Origin of the sequence: Roseovarius indicus (genome assembly GCF_008728195.1) — a bacterium.
Lineage (GTDB): Bacteria > Pseudomonadota > Alphaproteobacteria > Rhodobacterales > Rhodobacteraceae > Roseovarius > Roseovarius indicus.
Genome location: NZ_CP031598.1, coordinates 2,802,765 through 2,823,336 on the forward strand (window position 1 = coordinate 2,802,765; position 20,572 = coordinate 2,823,336).

At 64.6% G+C, this 20,572-nt stretch carries 22 protein-coding genes; 16 read left to right on the forward strand and 6 right to left on the reverse strand.

The annotated features are described in order from the left end of the window. Window positions 1-95: 95 nt before the first annotated feature. On the reverse strand, window positions 96-731 hold the full coding sequence (locus tag RIdsm_RS13260) for a PAS domain-containing protein (protein WP_057815491.1): 636 nt from the start codon (window positions 729-731) through the stop codon (window positions 96-98). A 255-nt stretch (window positions 732-986) separates the two neighbouring features. Between RIdsm_RS13260 and RIdsm_RS13265 the strand changes: the two genes are divergently transcribed. The 11 genes from RIdsm_RS13265 (at window position 987) to RIdsm_RS13315 (ending at window position 10,914) form a co-directional block, all read left to right on the forward strand. Beyond that, window positions 987-1,865 (forward strand): YicC/YloC family endoribonuclease, encoded by an 879-nt coding sequence (locus RIdsm_RS13265; protein WP_057815489.1) that lies wholly within the window; start codon window positions 987-989, stop codon window positions 1,863-1,865. A 62-nt stretch (window positions 1,866-1,927) separates the two neighbouring features. Beyond that, the gene (gmk, locus tag RIdsm_RS13270) at window positions 1,928-2,569 is read left to right on the forward strand and encodes a guanylate kinase (RefSeq protein ID WP_057815487.1); all 642 of its coding nucleotides are present in this window, start codon (window positions 1,928-1,930) and stop codon (window positions 2,567-2,569) included. Next, window positions 2,566-3,087, forward strand: coding sequence for a gamma carbonic anhydrase family protein (locus RIdsm_RS13275; RefSeq protein WP_057815485.1), 522 nt, complete (start codon window positions 2,566-2,568; stop codon window positions 3,085-3,087). Before gmk ends, RIdsm_RS13275 begins: the two co-directional genes overlap by 4 nt. An 18-nt stretch (window positions 3,088-3,105) precedes the next feature. Next, the gene (locus RIdsm_RS13280) at window positions 3,106-4,164 is read left to right on the forward strand and encodes a sensor histidine kinase (protein WP_057815484.1); all 1,059 of its coding nucleotides are present in this window, start codon (window positions 3,106-3,108) and stop codon (window positions 4,162-4,164) included. Between the two features lie 171 nt (window positions 4,165-4,335). Continuing rightward, window positions 4,336-5,376: a substrate-binding domain-containing protein gene (locus RIdsm_RS13285; RefSeq protein ID WP_057815482.1), complete on the forward strand. Its 1,041-nt coding sequence runs from the start codon at window positions 4,336-4,338 to the stop codon at window positions 5,374-5,376. A gap of 90 nt (window positions 5,377-5,466) precedes the next feature. Next, a complete protein-coding gene (pstC, locus tag RIdsm_RS13290) occupies window positions 5,467-6,939 on the forward strand; it encodes a phosphate ABC transporter permease subunit PstC (RefSeq protein ID WP_057815480.1) in 1,473 nt (490 codons plus the stop codon). Then, window positions 6,936-8,264, forward strand: a complete 1,329-nt coding sequence (gene pstA / locus RIdsm_RS13295; protein ID WP_057815479.1) for a phosphate ABC transporter permease PstA — start codon at window positions 6,936-6,938, stop codon at window positions 8,262-8,264. The genes pstC and pstA overlap by 4 nt, the downstream gene beginning before the upstream one ends. A 15-nt stretch (window positions 8,265-8,279) precedes the next feature. Next, window positions 8,280-9,077 carry a phosphate ABC transporter ATP-binding protein PstB gene (gene pstB / locus RIdsm_RS13300; RefSeq protein ID WP_057815478.1) on the forward strand — a complete coding sequence of 266 codons (798 nt, stop codon included), beginning with the start codon at window positions 8,280-8,282 and terminating at the stop codon, window positions 9,075-9,077. A 9-nt stretch (window positions 9,078-9,086) separates the two neighbouring features. After that, on the forward strand, window positions 9,087-9,803 hold the full coding sequence (gene phoU / locus RIdsm_RS13305) for a phosphate signaling complex protein PhoU (RefSeq protein ID WP_057815477.1): 717 nt from the start codon (window positions 9,087-9,089) through the stop codon (window positions 9,801-9,803). 23 nt (window positions 9,804-9,826) lie between these two features. Next, window positions 9,827-10,516: a phosphate regulon transcriptional regulator PhoB gene (phoB, locus tag RIdsm_RS13310; RefSeq protein ID WP_057815475.1), complete on the forward strand. Its 690-nt coding sequence runs from the start codon at window positions 9,827-9,829 to the stop codon at window positions 10,514-10,516. Window positions 10,517-10,701: 185 nt separating this feature from the next. Next, entirely contained in the window at window positions 10,702-10,914 is a 213-nt protein-coding gene (locus RIdsm_RS13315) for a hypothetical protein (protein WP_057815474.1), read from the forward strand. Window positions 10,915-10,917: 3 nt separating this feature from the next. Here RIdsm_RS13315 and RIdsm_RS13320 read toward each other — a convergent pair whose 3' ends face one another. Further along, complete coding sequence (locus RIdsm_RS13320) at window positions 10,918-11,829, reverse strand: LysR family transcriptional regulator (protein WP_057815473.1); 912 nt, start codon at window positions 11,827-11,829, stop codon at window positions 10,918-10,920. A gap of 103 nt (window positions 11,830-11,932) precedes the next feature. Here RIdsm_RS13320 and RIdsm_RS13325 point away from each other — a divergent pair, with 103 nt between their 5' ends. Beyond that, a complete protein-coding gene (locus RIdsm_RS13325; RefSeq protein ID WP_057815471.1) occupies window positions 11,933-13,156 on the forward strand; it encodes an acyl-CoA dehydrogenase in 1,224 nt (407 codons plus the stop codon). Window positions 13,157-13,302: 146 nt separating this feature from the next. Beyond that, window positions 13,303-14,703, forward strand: coding sequence for an MATE family efflux transporter (locus RIdsm_RS13330; RefSeq protein WP_057815470.1), 1,401 nt, complete (start codon window positions 13,303-13,305; stop codon window positions 14,701-14,703). Window positions 14,704-14,790: 87 nt separating this feature from the next. On the opposite strand, the gene RIdsm_RS13335 is transcribed toward RIdsm_RS13330, so the two are convergent. Continuing rightward, complete coding sequence (locus RIdsm_RS13335) at window positions 14,791-15,309, reverse strand: hypothetical protein (protein WP_057815469.1); 519 nt, start codon at window positions 15,307-15,309, stop codon at window positions 14,791-14,793. 357 nt (window positions 15,310-15,666) lie between these two features. Between RIdsm_RS13335 and aroQ the strand changes: the two genes are divergently transcribed. Both aroQ and RIdsm_RS13345 read left to right on the forward strand, forming a co-directional pair. Further along, window positions 15,667-16,110, forward strand: a complete 444-nt coding sequence (gene aroQ, locus RIdsm_RS13340) for a type II 3-dehydroquinate dehydratase (RefSeq protein ID WP_057815468.1) — start codon at window positions 15,667-15,669, stop codon at window positions 16,108-16,110. Further along, a complete protein-coding gene (locus RIdsm_RS13345) occupies window positions 16,107-16,862 on the forward strand; it encodes a LuxR family transcriptional regulator (protein ID WP_057815466.1) in 756 nt (251 codons plus the stop codon). Before aroQ ends, RIdsm_RS13345 begins: the two co-directional genes overlap by 4 nt. Window positions 16,863-17,260: 398 nt before the next feature. Here RIdsm_RS13345 and tsf read toward each other — a convergent pair whose 3' ends face one another. Both tsf and rpsB read right to left on the reverse strand, forming a co-directional pair. Continuing rightward, entirely contained in the window at window positions 17,261-18,139 is an 879-nt protein-coding gene (gene tsf, locus RIdsm_RS13350) for a translation elongation factor Ts (RefSeq protein ID WP_057815463.1), read from the reverse strand. A gap of 75 nt (window positions 18,140-18,214) precedes the next feature. After that, on the reverse strand, window positions 18,215-19,105 hold the full coding sequence (gene rpsB, locus RIdsm_RS13355; RefSeq protein ID WP_057815460.1) for a 30S ribosomal protein S2: 891 nt from the start codon (window positions 19,103-19,105) through the stop codon (window positions 18,215-18,217). A gap of 249 nt (window positions 19,106-19,354) precedes the next feature. Here rpsB and RIdsm_RS13360 point away from each other — a divergent pair, with 249 nt between their 5' ends. Beyond that, window positions 19,355-19,732, forward strand: coding sequence for a cupin domain-containing protein (locus RIdsm_RS13360; protein WP_235607872.1), 378 nt, complete (start codon window positions 19,355-19,357; stop codon window positions 19,730-19,732). A gap of 69 nt (window positions 19,733-19,801) precedes the next feature. On the opposite strand, the gene RIdsm_RS13365 is transcribed toward RIdsm_RS13360, so the two are convergent. Then, window positions 19,802-20,527: a hypothetical protein gene (locus tag RIdsm_RS13365; RefSeq protein WP_160325840.1), complete on the reverse strand. Its 726-nt coding sequence runs from the start codon at window positions 20,525-20,527 to the stop codon at window positions 19,802-19,804. Between the last annotated feature and the right edge of the window lie 45 nt (window positions 20,528-20,572).

Below are 20,572 nucleotides of genomic sequence, written 5' to 3' on the forward strand. Positions count from 1 at the left end.
GAAGCAAAGGAATTTCGCCGCAGGCTAGGCCGCGCACGTCGCCCCCGAAAGCCCGAAAACGCGCAGACCTGTCGGGTTTGCGACAAAACGAGTCGCTAGTTGCTCGTCACCAGCCGCAGATGCGGCGGGCCCCGCTTCACGGGAACGGGCCGCGGCGCCGGCTCGGGCCGCCTCACCTCGACCGGGCCGCCATCCACCGGCGCCACCCGCATGCGGGCCACATCGAACCGCCGCGGCACACGGCCCGGCCGGCCATCGGCCACCAGGCAGCCGATCGCCCGGCTCACGTCGCCAAGGTCGCTGCGCAGCGGCAGCAACAGCATCCGGCCCGTCAGCTTGGGCTGACCGAAACCCGAGGCCGACACCAGGTCAAGCTGCACCGTCGCCGGCTCTTCGAACAGCCGCGCCAGCGCCCCGGCAAAAGCCTCGCGCCCCTCGGGGTTGATGAAACTGCTCACCGGCATACCCCGCACATCCATGCCCATCAGCTCGGCCAGGTTCGCCCCGGCCACCCGGAACCGCGCCAGCCCCGGCGCGATCCGCTCCAGGATGAACGTATCCGACAGCAACCCCTCGATTCGCCTCGGGTCGATATCGGCCCGCTTCGGCACGGTCCGCCCGTCCTGCAGGCCCAACCAGTATGCAAGCAGCTTCCTCGTATCCCGACCGTCGCCAGGGCGGCTCGCCGAAAGCTCGATCACGTCGTCGGATGTGTCTGTCTCGTCACTCATCGTCTTGCCCTCTTGCGGGTCTTCGCCCAGCTATGACCGGTGCGGCGCTGGCATGATGGCTTGCGTATGCATACGATTTTACATGATTTCCCCGAGAAGGCGCCTGAAATATTAATAAATGGTTAACGCTTTCCGGGGCCCGGCAACGTTTCGCTGCCCCGCCGCCGCGCTTGCCCTCGTCCAAGCGAATGGCTAGGACGAACCCGGAAACGCGCCCGGCAGGGGCATGGCAGGAGGACCCGCGTGCTCAGATCAATGACGGCTTTCGCTGCGGCCAAGGGCGCGCAGGACGGCTTTTCCTGGACATGGGAAATGCGCAGCGTCAACGGCAAGGGGCTCGACCTGCGCCTGCGCGTGCCCGACTGGGTCGACGGGCTCGAAGCGGGGCTGCGCGCCCGCGCGGGCAAGGCCCTCGGGCGCGGCAATGTCAGCCTCAACCTCCGGCTCGTGCGCGACGACGGGGCAGGGGCGCTCGCCGTCAACGCGGCCCAGCTCGAAGATGTGCTCACCGCCATGGCCGAGGTGGAAAACCGGGCGATGGCCCGCGGCGTCACCCTGGCCCCGGCCACGGCGGCCGATCTCCTCGGCCTGCGTGGCGTGCTCGACACCGGCGCGGGCGAGGACGACACCACCGCCCTCTGCAAGACGCTGCTGGCCGATTTCGAAACCGTCCTCGCCGCCTTCCTCGACATGCGCGCGACCGAAGGCCGGGCACTCGCGGCCGTCCTCACCGCCCAGCTCGACGATATCGAACGGCTCACCGACGCGGCCGCGCAAGCCGCCGAGGCCCGCAAACCGGAAATGGAACAGGCCTTCAAAGCCGCGCTCGCCCGCGTCATGGAAACGGCGGACACCGCCGACGAGGCCCGCATCGCCCAGGAAATGGCGCTGATCGCGGTCAAGGCCGACGTCACCGAGGAACTCGACCGCCTGCGCGCCCATGTCGCCGCCGCCCGCGACCTCCTCGCCGCCGGCAGCCCGGTGGGCCGCAAGCTCGATTTCCTGTCGCAGGAATTCAACCGCGAGGCCAACACGCTGTGTTCCAAGGCGCAGAACAAGGCGCTCACCGCCACGGGGCTCGAACTCAAGACCGTGATCGACCAGATGCGCGAGCAGGTGCAGAATGTCGAATGACGGCCCGCAACCGCACATGTCGGATGTGAGTATTTTCAGAACAATGAAAGGGCAGGGTGCACATGGCTGAACGGCGCGGGCTTCTGATCATCCTGTCCTCGCCCTCTGGCGCGGGCAAATCCACCCTGTCGCGGCGCCTGCGCGACTGGGACGACACGATCTCCTTCTCGGTCTCCGCCACCACCCGCACCCCGCGCGAGGGCGAGGTCGACGGGCAGGATTACCACTTCATGACCGAGACCAATTTCAAGCGCGCGGTCAACGCCGGCCAGATGCTCGAACATGCCCACGTCTTCGGCAATTTCTACGGCTCGCCGCGCGGGCCCGTCGAAGAGGCCATAGGGCAGGGGCGCGACGTGCTCTTCGACATCGACTGGCAGGGCGCCCAGCAGATCCAGAACTCGGCCCTCGGCCAGCATACGCTCTCGATCTTCATCCTGCCCCCCTCCATCGCCGAGCTGCGCGCCCGCCTCGTCAAGCGCGGCCAGGACGCGCCCGACGTGGTCGCCAAGCGGATGCAGAAAAGCTGGGACGAGATCAGCCACTGGGGCGAATACAGCTACGTGCTCATCAACGACGATCTCGACGCCACCGACGAAAAGCTCAAGAGCATCGTCACGGCGGCCCGGCTCAAGCGCATCCAGCAGCCGGGCCTCAACGCCCATGTGCAGAAACTCCAACAGGAATTCGAGGACAACACATGACCATCTATTCGCTCGACGGCCACACCCCGCAACTGGCAGATGACACCTGGGTCGCCCCCGATGCCAACCTGATCGGGCAGGTGATCCTCGAGGAAGGCGCCTCCGTCTGGTTCGGCGCCACGCTCCGCGGCGACAACGAGCCCATCACCATCGGCCGCGGCTCGAACGTGCAGGAAAACTGCGTCATGCATACCGACATGGGCTACCCCCTGACCGTGGGCGAGAACTGCACCATCGGCCACAAGGTCATGCTGCATGGCTGCACGCTCGGTAACAACACCCTCATCGGCATGGGCGCCACCATCCTCAACGGCGCGAAGATCGGCAACAACTGCCTGATCGGCGCCGGCGCGCTGGTGACCGAGGGCAAGGAAATCCCCGATGGCAGCCTCGTCATGGGCGCGCCGGGCAAGGTCGTCCGCCAGCTCGACGACAAGGCCCTCGAAGCGGTCACCTACGGCGCGGTCCACTACCAGGAAAACATGCGCCGCTACCGCGACGGTCTCAAGGAAGTCTGACGGGGGCAGCGACAGGCGATGAACGCCGACAACATCTCGTCGCTCCTGGGCGCCATCCCGCTCCCCTCGGTCCTGATCGGCCGGGGCGAGCGCATCCTCGGCGCCAATGACCGCGCGCTTCAGCTGCTGGGGCCGACCATCACCGGCCGCCACTTCATCACCGCCCTGCGCCAGCCCGCCATCCTCGACGCGATCGAGGCCTGCCTGCGCGACAGCCAGCCGCGCACCACCCGCTACCTCTCCTCCGACGGCACCCAGGACACCACCTTCGTCGTCACCTGCTCGGCGGTCGACACCGAGGCCGGCCGCGGCGTGCTGGTCTGCTTCGAGGATGTCACACACATGGAGCAGGCCGGCCAGATGCGCCGCGACTTCGTCGCCAATGTCAGCCACGAACTCCGCAGCCCCCTGACGGCGCTGCTGGGCTTCATCGAAACCCTGCGCGGCCCCGCCAAAGGCGACGCGGCGGCCTCCGAACGCTTTCTCGGCACCATGCAGGACGAGGCCCAGCGGATGGAACGGCTCGTCCGCGACCTCCTCTCGCTCAGCCGGGTCGAGGAACAGGAACGCGTCCGCCCCACCGACCCGGTCGACCTCTGCCGCCTGATCGGCAGCGTCCGCCACGCCCTCACGCCGGTCGCCGAGGAAAACGGCGTTACCCTCACCACCGACCTGCCGGAAACCCCGATCATCGTGCCCGGTGACACCGACCAGCTTCAGCAGGTGATCACCAACCTGACCGAGAACGCCATCAAGTATGGCGGGCAGGGCAAGACGGTGCATGTCTCCCTGACCACCACCGAGCAGGAGCCGCTGGTGCGCGGGCCCGCCGCCGTCATCTCGGTGCGCGACGATGGGCCGGGCATCGACCCGGTCCACATCCCCCGCCTGACCGAACGCTTCTACCGCGTCGACAGCCACCGCTCGCGCGCCATGGGCGGCACCGGGCTCGGCCTCGCCATCGTCAAGCACATCGTCGGCCGCCACCGCGGCCGCCTGCGAATCGAATCGCGCCCCGGCGAGGGCAGCGATTTCCGGGTCGTCCTGCCGCGTGACCACGCGCAACAGCCGCGCTGAGCCCGATCTGAAAAGGCCGACCCCGCGTCAGTACGGCGAATTTCCCTAACAACTTCTGAACCGTCATAAAACCGTTACAAACCTGTAACAAAAGCGTCGCGGGCGGGGTCTAGCAGAACGCCCAAGGCCATCTGCTGTTGTGGCCTCGCAAACCGAAATCAGGAGCTATCTATGTCCTTTGTGAAACTGACCGCCTCCTCGCTGGCGATCGCTGCCGTTTCCGCCACCGCTGCCGCCGCACGTGACAACGTGCAGGTCGCCGGGTCCTCGACCGTTCTGCCGTATGCCTCGATCGTCGCCGAACTCTTCGGCGAAAACACCGACTTCCCGACCCCGGTCGTGGAATCGGGCGGCTCGTCGGCCGGCCTCAAGCGCTTCTGCGAAGGCGTGGGCGAAAACACCATCGACGTCGCCAACGCCTCGCGCGCCATCCGCGAAAAGGAAATCAAGGCCTGCGCCGAAAACGGCGTCACCGACATCATCGAAGTCCGCATCGGCTATGACGGCATCGTCTTCGCCAGCCAGCAGTCGGGCCCCGAATTCACCGCGTTCGAGCCTTCCGACATCTTCAACGCCATCGGCGCCAAGGTCATGGTTGACGGCAAAGTCGTCGACAACCCGCACACCAACTGGGCCGACTTCAACAGCGATCTGCCCGACGCCGAGATCGCCATGTTCATCCCGGGCACCAAGCACGGCACCCGCGAAGTCTTCGAAGACAAGGTCCTCCTGAAGGGCTGCGAAGACACCGGCGCCATGAAAGCCATGATGGATGGCGGCATGAACGAGGACGACGCCGAGGATGCCTGCCTCGACGTGCGCACCGACGGCAAATCGGTCGACATCGACGGTGACTACACCGAAACCCTCGCCCGCATCGACGCCAACACCAACGGCATCGGCGTGTTCGGCCTGGCGTTCTACGAGAACAACACCGACAAGCTCAAAGTTGCCACCATGGGCGGCATCTCGCCCTCGACCGAGACCATCGCCTCGGGCGAATACCCGGTCTCGCGCCCGCTGTTCTTCTACGTGAAGAAAGCCCATATCGGCGTGATCCCCGGCCTGAAAGAATACGCCCAGTTCTTCGTCGCCGACGAGATCGCCGGCCCGGGCGGCCCGCTCTCCAACTACGGCCTCGTCGCCGATCCGGAACTGGCCGACACCCAGGCCGTGGTCGAAGAAGAAAAGACCATGGGCGGCAGCATGTAATCAGGCTCTGCCTGACCTGGGGGCGGCGCATTTCGCCGCCCCCCGAACCTCTTTTAGACCCTTTTCAGAGACAAGAAGGATGGGGGGCACATGCCTTTACTCTGGCTCATCTTGATCGTGCTTGCGATCGCGGTGGCGGGCTACGTTCTGGGCCGGCAGCGCGCCGTCGCCAGCGCCGGGGGCGACAGCCGCCAGCTGCACTCGCTGCCATCCTATTACGGCTCGAACGTCGCGCTGAAGGCCATCGTTCCGGCCTTCCTGCTGCTGATCGCCTGGCTGCTGATCCAGCCGCTCTACGTCAACAACGCGGTCTCGGGGATGATCCCCGAAAACTCGGTCAGGGAAGGCTCATCGCTCGGGCTGGTCATGGCCGAGGTGCGCCGCGCCGCCGACGGGCTCGACGTCATCGTGGGGCAGGGCATGATCACCGAGGATTACGCCCGCAGCGACGAGGCAGACCCCGCCCAGATCGGCGAGCAGCTCCGCGAAGCCGGGCAGGTCGTCACCTCCGAGCTCACCCAGCCCATTCTGCGCGCCGCGCAAAGCTACCGGGTGATGAACGCCACCGGCAACACGATCATGACCGTCGCGGTGCTGATCCTGTCGGTGCTGGGCTTCCTCTACGGCCTCAAGGAAAGCCAGGCCGACTTCCGCGCCCGCAACGTGGTGGAACATGGCGTTCGCGCCATCCTCGTCGGCGCGGCCTCCATCGCCATCCTGACCACCGTCGGCATCGTCCTGTCGCTCGTCTTCAACACCATCGAGTTCTTCCGCCTCTACCCGGCCGCCGATTTCTTCTTCGGCCTCAACTGGGCGCCCAGCTTCTCGGGCCGCGGCGGCAGCTCCGAACTCGGCGTTCTGCCGCTCCTCTGGGGCACGTTCTACATCTCCATCGTGGCGCTCGCCGTGGCGGTCCCCATCGGCCTCTTCGCCGCCATCTATCTCTCGGAATACGCCAGCCCGCGCGTCCGCGCCTTCGCCAAGCCGATGCTCGAGGTTCTGGCTGGCATCCCCACCATCGTCTACGGCCTCTTCGCCCTGCTGACGGTCGGCCCGCTGCTGCTGAAATTCTTCGGCGATGACGGGCTGGGCTGGATGCAGGCCGGCACCGCGGTGATGACGGCGGGGCTCGTCATGGGCATCATGCTCATCCCCTTCGTCTCCTCGCTCAGCGATGACATCATCAACTCGGTCCCGCAGGCCATGCGCGACGGCTCCTACGGCCTCGGCGCCACCAAGTCGGAAACCATCCGCCAGGTGGTGCTGCCGGCGGCACTGCCGGGCATCGTCGGCGCCATCCTTCTGGCCGCCTCGCGCGCCATCGGCGAGACCATGATCGTGGTGCTCGGGGCAGGGGCCGCGGCCCGGCTCTCGCTCAACCCCTTCGAGGCGATGACCACCGTCACCGCCAAGATCGTCAGCCAGCTCACCGGCGACGCCGACTTCGCCTCTCCCGAGGCGCTCGTCGCCTTCGCCCTCGGCATGACGCTCTTCGTCATCACGCTCTGCCTCAACATCTTCGCGCTCTACATCGTGCGCAAATACCGGGAGCAATACGAATGACCGACGCGACCCTGAACGGCGACGGCGCCGGCAAGAGCAACTCGCTCACCGCCCGGGATGCCCGTACCAAACGCCGCAACGCCGCCGAGAAGCGCTTCCAGGCCTACGGCATGATCGCCATCGGCATCGGCCTCTTCTTCCTCGTCGTGCTGGCGATCGCCATCGTCCGCTCCGGCGCCCCGGCCTTCACCAAGACGGTGGTCGACGTCGAATTCACCCTCTCGCAAGAGGAAATCGACAGCGCCGAAAGCGAGCTCTTCAAGACCAAGGCCTACCAGGACCTGTTCATTTCCAAGCTCGAAGCCCAGCTCAACGAACGCGGCCTCGAGGTGGATTTCGACGCCGACGCCATCGAGCGCCTGCTCGGCAAGACCGGCGGCACGATCCGCGAATACTACCAGGGCAATTCGAACATGATCGGCGAACCGGTCCGCTTCGAACTCGCCGCCTCCTCGCGCGTCGACGGCTATTTCAACGGCCGCGTGACCCGCGAAGGCATGCAGGACAGCCGCTTCCTGATGAAGACCGATCTCGACATCGTCGACGCGCTGCACGAGGCCGGCATCATGAAGTCCGCCTTCAACTGGACCTTCATCACCGGTACCGACTCCGGCGTCGACAACCCCGGCGGGGCCGGCATCGGCGCCTCAGTGGTGGGCTCGTTCTTCATGATGCTGGTGGTGCTGGCACTGTCGCTGCCCATCGGCGTCGCGGCCTCGATCTACCTCGAGGAATTCGCCCCCCAGAACAAGTTCACCGACCTGATCGAGGTGAACATCTCCAACCTCGCCGCGGTGCCCTCGATCGTCTTCGGCATCCTCGGCCTCGCGGTCTTCATCCAGTTCATGCACCTGCCGCAATCGGCCCCGCTGGTGGGCGGCCTGGTGCTGACCCTGATGACCCTGCCGACGATCATCATCTCGACCCGCGCCTCGCTCAAGGCGGTCCCGCCGTCCATCCGCGACGCGGCTCTCGGCGTCGGCGCCTCCAAGATGCAGGCGGTGTTCCACCACGTCCTGCCGCTGGCCATGCCGGGGATCCTGACGGGCACCATCATCGGCCTCGCCCAGGCCCTGGGCGAAACCGCGCCGCTCCTGCTGATCGGCATGGTGGGCTTCGTCGCCCGCGGCTATCCCGAGGGCATCGTGTCGGGCTTCACCGACCCGAACTCGGCCATGCCGGCCCAGATCTACACCTGGGCGGCCCGCGCCGACGTGGCCTTCTACGAAAAGGCCTGGGGCGGGATCATCATCCTCCTGATCTTCCTGCTCACGATGAACATTCTCGCCATCATTCTGCGCCGCCGCTTCGAGCGCCGCTGGTAATCAAGGACAGACCTCATGTATGACACCCCAAATACGGAGAGAACCGTGACCAAGAACGAAACCAAGTTCTCCGCCCGCAAGGTGCAGGTCTATTACGGCGACACCCACGCCATCAAGGACGTGGATGTCGATATCGAGGACAAGACCGTCACGGCCTTCATCGGTCCGTCGGGCTGCGGCAAATCCACCTTCCTGCGCTGCCTGAACCGGATGAACGACACCATCGACGTCTGCCGCGTCGAGGGCGACATCCTGCTCGACGGCCAGGACATCTACGACAAGAAGGTCGACCCGGTGCAGCTGCGCGCCAAGGTGGGCATGGTGTTCCAGAAGCCCAACCCGTTCCCCAAGTCGATCTACGACAACATCGCCTACGGCCCCCGCATCCACGGGCTCGCCAAGAACAAGGCCGACCTCGACGAGATCGTCGAGAAGTCGCTCCGCCGCGGCGCCATCTGGAACGAGGTCAAGGACAGGCTTCACGCCCCCGGCACCGGCCTCTCCGGCGGCCAGCAACAGCGCCTCTGCATCGCCCGCGCCGTGGCGACCGAGCCCGAAGTGCTGCTGATGGACGAGCCCTGCTCGGCCCTCGACCCCATCGCCACCAGCCAGGTCGAGGAACTCATCGACGAGCTGCGCACCAACTACTCGGTCATCATCGTCACCCACTCGATGCAGCAGGCCGCCCGCGTCAGCCAGAAGACGGCATTCTTCCACCTCGGAAATCTGGTAGAATTCGGCGAGACCGGCCAGATCTTCACCAACCCCCAGGACGAGCGGACGGAAAGCTACATCACCGGCCGTATCGGGTAAGGAGCAGACATGATCGATACACATATCGCCTCGGCCTTCGACCGGGATCTCGAAACGATCCAGGCGCTGATCATGAAGATGGGCGGTCTGGTCGAAGACGCCATCCTCAAGGCCGCCACCTCGCTCGAAACCCGCGACGAGGAGCTCGCCGAGGAGGTGCGCGACAACGACCGCGCCATCGACGAGCTCGAGGAACAGATCAACGAGGAAGCCGCCCGCATCATCGCCATCCGCCAGCCGGCGGCGGTCGACCTGCGCGTGATCCTCTGCGTCATGAAGATCGCCGCCAATCTCGAGCGCATCGGCGACTACGCCAAGAACATGGCCAAGCGCACCACCGTGCTCAGCCAGATGGCCCAGATCCACGGCGCCACCGCCTCGATCCGCCGCATGGCGAAAGAGGTCGAGCGCATGCTCAAGGACGTGCTCGACGCCTTCGTCCAGCGCGATGCCGCCACCGCCAACGCGGTCATCCACCGCGATGAAGACGTCGACCAGATGTACAATGCGCTCTTCCGCGAATTCCTCACCTTCATGATGGAAGACCCGCGCAACATCACCGCCTGCATGCATCTGCATTTCATCGCCAAGAACACCGAGCGGATGGGCGACCATGCCACCAACATCGCCGAACAGGTCATCTACCTGGTGACCGGCGAAGTTCCCGACGACAAACGCCCCAAGGATGACCGCACCTCGACCGATCCCAATGTCGCACCGGCATGAGGCAGTGAACAGGACCCGAAAAGATGGCCTCTGAACAACCCAGCGTTCTTCTGGTCGAAGACGAACCCGCACAGCGCGAAGTGCTGGCCTACAACCTCGAAGCCGACGGCTTCGCCGTCACCCGCGCCGAGAACGGCGAGGAGGCGCTGATGCTCGTCGACGAGGCGGCGCCCGACATCATCCTGCTCGACTGGATGCTGCCGAACGTCTCCGGCATCGAGGTTTGCCGCCAGCTGAAAACCCGCGCCTCCACCCGCGGCGTGCCGATCATCATGATCTCGGCCCGCTCGGAAGAGGTCGACCGTGTCCGCGGGCTCGAGACCGGCGCCGACGATTATGTCGTCAAACCCTACTCGGTCATCGAACTGATGGCCCGCGTGCGCGCGCAACTGCGCCGCACGCGGCCCTCGACCGTGGGCGAGCGGCTGGAATACGAGGATATCCTGCTCGATTCAGAGACCCACCGCGTCACCCGCGACGGCAACCTCCTGAAGCTGGGGCCGACGGAATTCCGCCTGCTGTCGACTTTCATGGAGAAGCCGGGCCGGGTCTGGAGCCGCGAGCAACTGCTCGACCGCGTCTGGGGCCGCGACATCTATGTCGACACCCGCACCGTCGACGTCCATATCGGTCGCCTGCGCAAGGCGCTCTGCCAGCACGGCGGCCAGGATCCCCTGCGCACGGTCCGCGGGGCAGGCTACGCCCTCGGCTGACCGGCCCCGAATTCTTCAAAAGAATTCGGACCGAAATCTTTTCAAGATTTCGGCACCCTTTGCGCACAGACCCCAACCCGATTTCTTGAAAAGAAATCGGATCGAAATCTTTTCAAGATTTCGCACCTTATCCGAGCCCGGAGCACCGCTTTACAGTGAAAAAATCCGACACACTGAAAGCCACCATGCCCCACCGCGCCACCGTGACCTTCCATACCCATGCCAAGACCAAGGCGAGTTTGAAAGAACGCCCTCTCGGCAACGAGACCCTCGTACACTGCCCTGCCGAGGAAGAGGCGGTCATCGCCTCCGTCAAACGCGGACAGGAAGACGCAAGGGCAGGGCGGGTCCACAACACCGACGCCGCCCGCCGGCGCGTGCCCCCCTCCGCCCCGTAATCCTCACCGCGGCAGCCGCTCGTCATCCTCGGTCTGCGTCGCCAGCCAGTCGCGGAACTTGAGCAGCGCCCGGTCGCCCGATTTCTCGACTGGCCAGACAAGGTGATACGCCCCGGGCGAGGGGGTGGGCCCGCCCCAGGCCTTGCATAAACGTCCCGTCGCAAGATCCTGTTCTGCAAGGTAATCCGGCAACAGCGCCACCCCCAGACCGTGCAGCGCCGCCTGCGTGATCGTGGAAAACTGGTCATAGATCTGCCCCGTCACCTGCGCCGCCTCGACGCCGTGCTCGGCAAACCACGCCGCCCACGCCTCGGGCCGCGTCTCGATATGCAGAAGCGGCAACCGCAACAGATCCTCCGCCCGTTGGGGATGTGACCCCGCCAAAACCTCCGGCGCACACACCGCCACCACCGCCTCCGGTCTGAGCTTCATCGATGCCGCCCCGGGCCAGTCCGCTTTCCCGAAATGTATCGCCGCATCAAAGGGTTCCGAGGCAAAGTTGAACGGCCGCAACCGCGTTGTAAGGTTGATCGTCACCTCCGGATGCCGCCTTGCGAAATCCGACAGCCTTGGCACCAGCCAGCGCATCCCGAAGGTCGGCAAGATCGCCAGGTCCAAGCTCCCGCCCGTCGGGTTCACCGTCAGCCGGAGCGACGCCTGCGTGATCTTCTGCAACGCCCCGCGAATGTCGCTGGCGTAATGCGCGGCCTCGGGCGTCAGCACCACCCGGCGCCCCTGGCGGATCACCAGCGGCACACCCAACTGCTCCTCCAGCGCCTGCAATTGCCGGCTCACCGCGCCCTGCGTCAGGTTCAGATCCTCCGCCGCCGCCGTGACGCTGCCCAGCCGGTCCAGCGCCTCCAGCGCGCGCAGCGCGGCGGTCGAGGGCAGAAAACGGCGCGGGGCAGGGGGCATATATGCGATTCACTCATATATTGATGCGGAATACTCGCTGTTTCTTACCCCGATCCTGCGATACATTACAATTAAGTTGAGAAACACGCATAAGGAGCCCGCCATGAGCCTCGACGCCCCCAAGATCCGCGCCAAGGACAAGCCCAACCTTTCCAGCTTCGACTGGGAAGACCCGTTCTACCTCACCAAGCAGCTGGAAGAAGACGAACGGATGATCGCCGAAAGCGGCCGTACCTTCGCGCAGGAGGTCCTCCAGCCCCGCGTCATGGAGGCCTTCGAGAACGAAACCGTCGATCCGGGCATCTTCCGCGAAATGGGCGAAATGGGCCTGCTGGGCACCACCATCCCCGAGGAATATGGCGGGCTCGGCGCCGGATACGTCAGCTACGGCCTCGTCGCCCGCGAAATCGAACGCGTCGACAGCGGCTACCGCTCGATGATGTCGGTGCAATCCAGCCTCGTCATGTACCCGATCTACGCCTACGGCACCGAGGAACAGCGCCAGAAATACCTCCCCGGCCTCGCCTCGGGCGAACTCATCGGCTGTTTCGGCCTGACCGAACCCGACGCCGGCTCCGACCCGGCGGGCATGAAGACCCGCGCCGTCAAAACCGAGGGCGGCTACCGCCTGACCGGCACCAAGATGTGGATCTCGAACAGCCCCATCGCCGACGTCTTCGTCGTCTGGGCCAAGTCCGAGGCGCATGACGGCAAGATCCGCGGTTTCGTCCTCGAAAAGGGCATGAAGGGGCTGTCGGCCCCGAAAATCGAGAAGAAACTCTCGCTCCGCGCCTCCGTCACCGGTGAAATCGTCATGGAAGGCGTCGAGGTTGGCGAAGACGCGCTCCTGCCCAACGTGGAAGGGCTCAAGGGCCCCTTCGGCTGTCTCAACCGCGCCCGCTATGGCATCGCCTGGGGCGTCATGGGCTCGGCCGAGTTCTGCTGGCACGCCGCCCGCCAATACGGGCTCGACCGCCAGCAATTCGGCCGCCCGCTCGCCAACACCCAGCTCTTCCAGAAGAAACTGGCCGACATGCAGACCGAAATCACCCTCGGCCTGCAGGCCGCCCTCCGCGTCGGCCGCCTGATGGACGAGGCCAGCGCCGCCCCCGAGATGATCTCGCTCATCAAGCGCAACAACTGCGGCAAGGCGCTCGACATCGCCCGCCAGGCCCGCGACATGCATGGCGGCAACGGCATCTCGGGCGAGTTCCACGTCATCCGCCACGCGGTCAACCTCGAGACGGTGAACACCTACGAGGGCACCCATGATGTGCACGCTCTCATCCTCGGGCGCGCCCAGACCGGCCTCCAGGCGTTCTTCTGATCTAAACAACACCTTTTACACCGCTGAAAACGCATGGAATTCCAGTTCCGTGCGTTTTCGCACATTCTATTCGCCATTTCACCCAATACCCACGCGCCCGCGCGCGCCCTAAATCCCGATGACCAACAGGATCAGGGGGCGCCGTCATGGCCCACACAGCAGACGCCATATTCACCCAAGGCAGCCTCATGCGGCATGTCTCGGCCATGTCCTTCACCACCTCCATCGGCCTGATGGCGATCTTCGCCGTCGACCTGATCGACATCCTCTTCATCTCCATGCTGGGCTACGAACCCCTCGCGGCGGCGGCCGGTTATGCCAGCGCGCTGATGTTCTTCGCCAGCGCCATCAATATCGGCCTCTCCATCGCCGCCGGCGCGCTGGTCTCGCGCTCGATCGGCGCGGACCGCGTGGAAGAGGGCAGGGAATACGCCACCTCGGTTGCGGTTTTCTCCGTGATTACAGGCATCTTGCTGCCGCTCTTCATGCTGCCGAACCTGTCCTTCCTGCTGGGCCTCGTCGGCGCCACGGGCGAGGCGGCGCGGCTCGCGGAATCCTATCTCTGGATCATCCTGCCCACGACCATGTTCTCGGGCCTGTCGATGACCGCCGTCGCCGTCATCCGCGCCCATGGCGACGGGCGCACCGCCATGTACCCCTCGCTCGCCGGCGCCGGCGTCAACGCGGTGATGGACCCGATCCTGATCTTCTCCCTCGGCCTCGGCCTCGAAGGCGCGGCCTGGGCCACCGTCCTGGCACGCTTCGCCACCATGGTCTGGGCCATGTACCCGGCAATCCTCCGCTTCGACGGCTTCGCCAAACCGCGCCTCGAAACCGTCATCCGCGACTGGTCAGAGGCCACGCGCATCGCCATTCCCGCCGTGCTCGCCACCATCGCCACGCCCGTGGGCTCGGCCATCGTCACCCGTGAAATGGCCAAGTACGGCACCGAGGCGGTGGTCGGCATGGCCATCATCAGCCGCATGATCCCGGTGGTCTTCGCGGTCGTCATGGCGCTCTCGGGCGCCATCGGGCCGATCATCGGGCAGAATTTCGGGGCAGGGCGCCTCGACCGGGTCCGCGAAACCTTCCTCGACGGGCTCGTCTTCGTCGCGGTCTACGTGGTCGCCGTCGCGGCCTTGCTCTTCCTCCTGCGCGACCCGATCGCAGACCTTTTCGGTGCCACCGGCCAGGCCCGCGCGCTGCTCTATCTCTTCTGTGGCCCGCTGGCGCTCGCATCCTTCTTCAACGGCGCGATCTTCGTCGCCAACGCCACGTTCAACAACCTCGGCCATCCGGGCTATTCCACCTGGGTCAACTGGGGCCGGCACACGCTGGGCACATGGCCGCTGGCGGTTCTGGGCGGCATGCATTTCGGCGCCGAGGGCGTTCTCATCGGCCAGGCGCTCGGCGGCGTGATCTTTGCCGCCATCGCCACCTGGGTCAGCCTGCGCACCATTAGGAACCCGACCGACACACCGGTCTTCGCGCATTTCCTGTACCAACCGCTGCGGATGCAGGTCATGTGCCACCGCTGCTGCCGATAGGCGGGGCGCTCGGGGCGGCCCAGTGTCGTCCCGCTCTACCTCCATCCATTTGGCGCATAATAAGTATTATGTTAAGTTTAACGGACTTCAATCTCCGAACAAGTTTTGAAAGTTTTCGACCATTGGCGGAACTATTACAAAAAGCGGTTCATCTTCTGTAATGCCAAACTTTGCTCGGACTTCTTCCCACTTCGCAAAACTAAACTCAGACGGTGTTAAGTCACCAGCATAAGCCATTGCTTTTATGTCTATCCCCGCGTCCTGGACTGCCTGTTCGACGCGACTCAAGTCTCGCCGAATATATGCAATCTCCGTGATTTGCGTGGATGACTCTGTTTCGAGATTACCAATAGCACCCCGAATTTGAGAAAGTTCTGAATTGGTTGTCTGCAAGCTTTCGTTTATTTGCGAAAGTGTACTTTGGGTGGCATCCGCGCTTTGCTTGTCCGCCTCCATCATAGCTCGCAGCGTCGTTTCAATGCTGTTTGTGTTAGCTTTCACTACATAATCGGCGACTTTGAACGATATGCCCCATGCTATTAGTCCCGTCAAAAGCGTACTTACGACCAAGCGGACAAGCCAAATTCCCCAAGACACTTCCTTCATTGAAGTACTTCCTCTCTAGGCGCATTCTCTGCCTATTGGTAATATTCACCTACATATCGTGCATTCAAAACAAAATAGAGCGTTTTACATCAGAGCGCTTGGTTTATACTTCGTCAATGGTCGTTCATCGAAGCGCGTACTAGTAGCGCTCATGACAAGTATTCATTGCAGCGTTGTTTCGCCGACCACCCAAGCATCAATTCCATCGTCCCCCATCCTAGGCACCGCCCTAACAAACACCACCAGACCGGGCAACTTCGCCACACCTTTCGCGCGTACTGCCACGTACCGCACGTGATCCCTCGACAGCTTTCCCGTCTTCCGCTTTAAATACGCCGAAGATTGGATGCATAATCAATGACTTCGTTGCTAATACTCAACGGCCCGAACCTCAACCTGCTGGGACAGCGGCAACCGCACGTCTATGGCGCCACCACCCTTGCCGAGATCGAAGCCATCTGCCGCGCCAAGGCGCAGGCCATGGGGCTCGGTCTCGACTTCGCGCAAAGCAATTCCGAAGGCGCGCTGGTCGATGCGATCCACGCCGCCAAGGGAACCCATGACGGCATCATCCTCAACGCCGGCGCCTATACCCACACCTCCATCGCCCTGATGGACGCGATCAGCTCGGTCGAGCTGCCCGCCATCGAGCTGCATCTCTCGAACGTCCACGCCCGCGAGGAATTTCGCCACGTCTCCTATATCGCGCGGGTCGCCGTCGGCGTGATCTGCGGCTTCGGCCCGGCCGGCTACGAGCTGGCGATCGACGCCATGGCCCGCCACCTGGAGGCGCGAAAATGATTCCGGCGGACGAGCTGAACGCACTGATCACCGCGCACAGCATCGAAACCCTCTGGGACAGGCACACGCGCCACATGGCCGAATACGGGTTCGACCGGCTGATCTATGGCTTCACCCGCTACATGACGCCCAATTCGCTGGGCGATCCCGATGATTTCATCCTGCTCAGCAACCACGACCCGGCCTACATGGACAGGTTCATCGGCGAAGGCCTCTATTTCCACGCCCCCATGGTTCGCTGGGCGCTGGAAAACGACGGCGCGCGCTCGTGGTCGCTGCTGCAGGACATGATCGAGATCGGCGCGCTCACCGCCGACGAACGCAAGGTGATCGAGTTCAATCGCTCCATGGGCGTCGTCGCGGGCTATTCGATCAGCTTCAAGCCGGTCTCGAGCCGCGCCAAGGGCGCCATCGCGCTCACCGCCCGCCAGGGCATGACACAGGCGGAGGTCGAAGAGATCTGGGCCCAGCACGGCGAAGACATCCTGCTGCTCAACAACCTCACGCATCTGCGTATCATGACCCTGCCCTATACCGGCCCCGCCCGCACGCTCACCAGCCGCCAGCGCGAAGTGCTCGAATGGGTCGGCGACGGCAAGACGGTCCAGGACACCGCGGTGATCATGGGGCTGACGCCGCCAACGGTGGAAAAACACCTCCGGCTGGCCCGCCAGGCCCTCAATGTCGAGACCACGGCCCAGGCGGTTCTGAAAGCGGCCTTCCAGAACCAGATCTTTGTCCTTGAACGATAATTTCGTACGCTAACGAACAGTTTTTACCATATGGTAAGGAATTCCGTACTTTCGTGACGTGACGTAACATAGCAATGTGTCCGTGTTCCGTGAGTGGTGGCTTAAAGCCTGGAACGTGAGATCGGAAATCCCTTGCGATTACAGGGCTCTTCGGTCTCCCGGTTTATCGCCGGATGCCGGCTGTCGCGCTTTTTTGTTCGGGCGTGCAGCCGGCGCTTTCCTTTCGCAGATCATCCCCATGTGACGCGGCGGGGCCAAGGCGGCGCTGTGCTTACCCCATAGGCCAGCGCCGCTTAATCTTCCTGCACAAGCCCCCTGCCCCTGCAAACCGGCTGTCCGAAACATGAAAAGGGCGCCATAAGGCGCCCTGATCAAACAACTTTTCCGGATCGGAAGGCTCAGCCGCCAGCCGCCGTCTTGGCGACTTCCGCGGCGAAATCCTCGTCCTTCTTCTCGATGCCTTCGCCCACTTCCAGGCGCACGTAACCGACGATCTCGGCCCCGGCTTCCTTGGCGGCCTGCGCGACGGTCAGGTCGGGGTTGATCACGAAGGCCTGGCCCAGAAGCGTGACCTCGGCCATGAACTTGCGCATCCGGCCTTCGATCATCTTCTCGATCACCTGCTCCGGCTTGCCGGATTCGCGGGCGATATCGATCTGGATCTGGCGTTCCTTCTCCACGATCGCCGGGTCGAGCGAGGCTTCGTCAAGCGCGGCCGGGTTGGTGGCGGCGATGTGCATCGCGACCTGGCGGCCGAACGCCTCGTCCCCGCCGTTCAGCGCGACCAGCACGCCGATCTTGCCCATGCCGTCGGTGGCGGCATTGTGGATGTACGAAACGACGGTCTGGCCGTCGACCTTGGCCATCCGGCGCACCGACATGTTCTCGCCGATGGTGGCGACCTTGTCGGTGATCACGTCGTTGACCTTCTTGCCGCCCATGTCGGCCTCTTTCAGTGCCTCCACGTCCGACACGGTCAGCGCCACGCCGGCAATGTCCGACACCATCTTCTGGAAGTCGGCGTTCTTGGCGACGAAGTCGGTTTCCGAGTTCACCTCGACAGCCACGCCCGTGCCACCGTCGACCTTGACGGCGACGAGGCCCTCGGCCGCGGTGCGGCCCGATTTCTTGGCGGCTTTCGCCAGGCCCTTGGTGCGCAGCCAGTCAACGGCGGCGTCCATGTCGCCATCGGTCTCGGTCAGCGCCTTCTTCGCGTCCATCATGCCTGCGCCCGTCGAATCGCGCAGTTCTTTCACCATCGCTGCAGTGATAGCCATCTTGGCTCTCCTCAAATCTTCAGATCGTGTGGCGGCGGACTACCCCGCCGCCCGTGTCAGTTTCGTGAAAGCGGATCAGCTTTCGGCCTTCTCTTCGGCCTCTTTCTTGACCTCTTCGGCCGACTCGATGTCGAGCGGCGCGCCCTTGGCGACGGAATCGTCATGCGCGGTCTCTTCGCTCACATCGCCGGTCTCGACGCCGGTCGACTCGGGCCGGGAAACCTCTTCCTCGACCGGGGCCTCTTCCATGGCGCCGATATCGACACCGGCGGCGCCCATCTGCGCCGACATGCCGTCGAGCGCGGCCCGCGAAACCAGGTCGCAGTACAGCGAGATGGCGCGCGCGGCGTCGTCGTTGCCGGGGATGATGTAATCGATGCCGTCGGGCGAGCAGTTTGTGTCGACCACGGCCACGACCGGGATACCCAGCTTCTTGGCCTCGGCAATCGCCAGCGCTTCCTTCTTGACGTCGATGACGAACAGCAGGTCGGGTAGGCCGCCCATTTCACGGATACCGCCCAGCGACGCCTGCAGTTTCTCCTGCTCGCGCTCCATGCCAAGGCGTTCCTTCTTGGTCATGCCCTCGGCCCCGCTGCCCAGAACCTCGTCGATATGCGCCAGGCGCTGGATCGACTTGGAAACGGTCTGCCAGTTGGTCAGCGTGCCGCCCAGCCAGCGGTGGTTCATGTAATACTGCGCGCATTTCTCGGCGGCTTCCGCCACCGGGGCGCTGGCCTGGCGCTTGGTGCCGACGAACAGCACGCGGCCGTTCTTGGCAACGGTTTCGCGGATCACGTTCAGCGCCGCGTCGAGCATCGGAACCGATTGCGTCAGGTCGATGATGTGGATGCCGTTGCGCGCGCCATAGATGAACTCGCCCATGCGGGGGTTCCAGCGCTGCGTCTGGTGGCCGAAGTGAACGCCAGCTTCCAGCAGCTGACGCATGGAGAACTCGGGAAGAGCCATGGTCTTTTTCCTTTCCGGTTTACGCCTCGGCACGGGATGAGAAGCGGGATGCTTCAACCGGTGGACCGCCGGGGATGTCTCCCCCGATCAGCCCGCCCATGCCTGCGGGATTGAATGGCGCGCATATAAACGGGCTTTCCGTACAGCGCAAGCCCTTACATGAAAGACGTGATCGCGCCCGGCCCCGCGCCAGCCCCCTCCCGCGGCCGCCCCGCTTTCTTTGCCATAAACCGTACCAAACATGCTACCGTGACCCTCGCCAGCGCCTGCCAGCCAAAGGACAGCCCGATGCCCTTTCCGAAATTCTTCGCCGACCTGCCCGAACTCGACGCGCCCTTCGACCCGGCCGCCGTCACCGCCCGCGCCATCGCCGGGCCCGAGGCGCTGGCGGTCTTCTTCGAAATCCACCAGGACACCAGCATCGCGCCGCACAGCCACGGCGACCAGTGGGGCATGGTGATCGACGGCGAACTGCACCTGAAGCTCGAGGGCGAGCCGCGCATCTTCCACCCCGGCGAAAGCTACGACATCCCCGCCGGCACGGTGCACAGCGCCTTCATCCCCGCCGGCACGCGCCTCCTCGACGTCTTCGCCGAACCCGACCGCTACAAGGTCAAGCGCGGCTGACCGGCCCGCGCCCGAAATCTTCAAAAGATTTCGGCCCGCTTTCTTTCAAAGAAAGCGCCCCCGCCCCCGTCAGCAGCGGTCCACACCCTCCGGCGCCACGCCCGCCAGCTCCGGCACCGCCTCGGCCAGCGGCGCGTTCAGCTCCGCACTGCCCACCGGCGCATAGAACCACTCCGTCTCGGTCCAGAACACCAGCCAGATGCCACAGCCGCCCATCTCCAGCCCCGGCTCCGTCACCTCGTCCTCGGCCTCGCTGCGCACCAGCCCCCAGTGCCACGGGTCCGCCGCCCCGTAGTCGATATCGTCCACATGCCCGAACTCGAACCCCGAAAGCTCGAACGGGTCCGCGCGCTCCGCATCGGTCAGAACCTCGCGCAAGGCCGGTTCCGTCATCTCCATCCGCGCCGCATAGGCCGCCAGCAAGGCGGGCGGCACATGCTCCAGCCGTTCCTCCCGCCGCTCCCGCAACTGCCGCGACTGCACCAGCCAGTCCATCCGCACCCCCGCCATGCCGCCCGCCCCGGGGTCGACCGACAGGTTCAGGAACTCCGAGATCACCTCGCTCCGCCGCGCCTCGCCGCTCTGGCCGATCAGCCAGCTTTCCGGCAGGTTCGCCGCCAGCCCGGCCGCCGCGAGCAGGGCAAGAAGATAGTAGCGGTATTTCCGCAGAAGCTGTTTCACGCGCGTGGCTCCGAACATCCGATACATCCCCGTATCCACCAGCGGCCCGCCCGCCTCAAGCCCCGCCGTCGACACCGACAAAATACCGACGTTATACCGACGTGAAACCGACACCGGGCTTCGGCCCCGTTTCAACGCTTTCCCCAGCGTCGCGCCCCC

Excerpts from the sequence above, each read along its gene's own strand:
- RIdsm_RS13320 (WP_057815473.1), bottom strand. The coding sequence starts at position 11,829 with ATGCCCCCTGCCCCGCGCCGTTTTCTGCCCTCGACCGCCGCGCTGCGC.
- RIdsm_RS13330 (WP_057815470.1), top strand. The coding sequence starts at position 13,303 with ATGGCCCACACAGCAGACGCCATATTCACCCAAGGCAGCCTCATGCGG.
- RIdsm_RS13265 (WP_057815489.1), top strand. The coding sequence starts at position 987 with ATGACGGCTTTCGCTGCGGCCAAGGGCGCGCAGGACGGCTTTTCCTGG.
- phoU (WP_057815477.1), top strand. The coding sequence starts at position 9,087 with ATGATCGATACACATATCGCCTCGGCCTTCGACCGGGATCTCGAAACG.
- RIdsm_RS13275 (WP_057815485.1), top strand. The coding sequence starts at position 2,566 with ATGACCATCTATTCGCTCGACGGCCACACCCCGCAACTGGCAGATGAC.
- RIdsm_RS13345 (WP_057815466.1), top strand. The coding sequence starts at position 16,107 with ATGATTCCGGCGGACGAGCTGAACGCACTGATCACCGCGCACAGCATC.
- rpsB (WP_057815460.1), bottom strand. The coding sequence starts at position 19,105 with ATGGCTCTTCCCGAGTTCTCCATGCGTCAGCTGCTGGAAGCTGGCGTT.
- pstA (WP_057815479.1), top strand. The coding sequence starts at position 6,936 with ATGACCGACGCGACCCTGAACGGCGACGGCGCCGGCAAGAGCAACTCG.
- RIdsm_RS13285 (WP_057815482.1), top strand. The coding sequence starts at position 4,336 with ATGTCCTTTGTGAAACTGACCGCCTCCTCGCTGGCGATCGCTGCCGTT.
- aroQ (WP_057815468.1), top strand. The coding sequence starts at position 15,667 with ATGACTTCGTTGCTAATACTCAACGGCCCGAACCTCAACCTGCTGGGA.
- RIdsm_RS13325 (WP_057815471.1), top strand. The coding sequence starts at position 11,933 with ATGAGCCTCGACGCCCCCAAGATCCGCGCCAAGGACAAGCCCAACCTT.
- phoB (WP_057815475.1), top strand. The coding sequence starts at position 9,827 with ATGGCCTCTGAACAACCCAGCGTTCTTCTGGTCGAAGACGAACCCGCA.
- RIdsm_RS13335 (WP_057815469.1), bottom strand. The coding sequence starts at position 15,309 with ATGAAGGAAGTGTCTTGGGGAATTTGGCTTGTCCGCTTGGTCGTAAGT.
- tsf (WP_057815463.1), bottom strand. The coding sequence starts at position 18,139 with ATGGCTATCACTGCAGCGATGGTGAAAGAACTGCGCGATTCGACGGGC.
- RIdsm_RS13260 (WP_057815491.1), bottom strand. The coding sequence starts at position 731 with ATGAGTGACGAGACAGACACATCCGACGACGTGATCGAGCTTTCGGCG.
- pstB (WP_057815478.1), top strand. The coding sequence starts at position 8,280 with ATGTATGACACCCCAAATACGGAGAGAACCGTGACCAAGAACGAAACC.
- RIdsm_RS13280 (WP_057815484.1), top strand. The coding sequence starts at position 3,106 with ATGAACGCCGACAACATCTCGTCGCTCCTGGGCGCCATCCCGCTCCCC.
- pstC (WP_057815480.1), top strand. The coding sequence starts at position 5,467 with ATGCCTTTACTCTGGCTCATCTTGATCGTGCTTGCGATCGCGGTGGCG.
- gmk (WP_057815487.1), top strand. The coding sequence starts at position 1,928 with ATGGCTGAACGGCGCGGGCTTCTGATCATCCTGTCCTCGCCCTCTGGC.
- RIdsm_RS13315 (WP_057815474.1), top strand. The coding sequence starts at position 10,702 with ATGCCCCACCGCGCCACCGTGACCTTCCATACCCATGCCAAGACCAAG.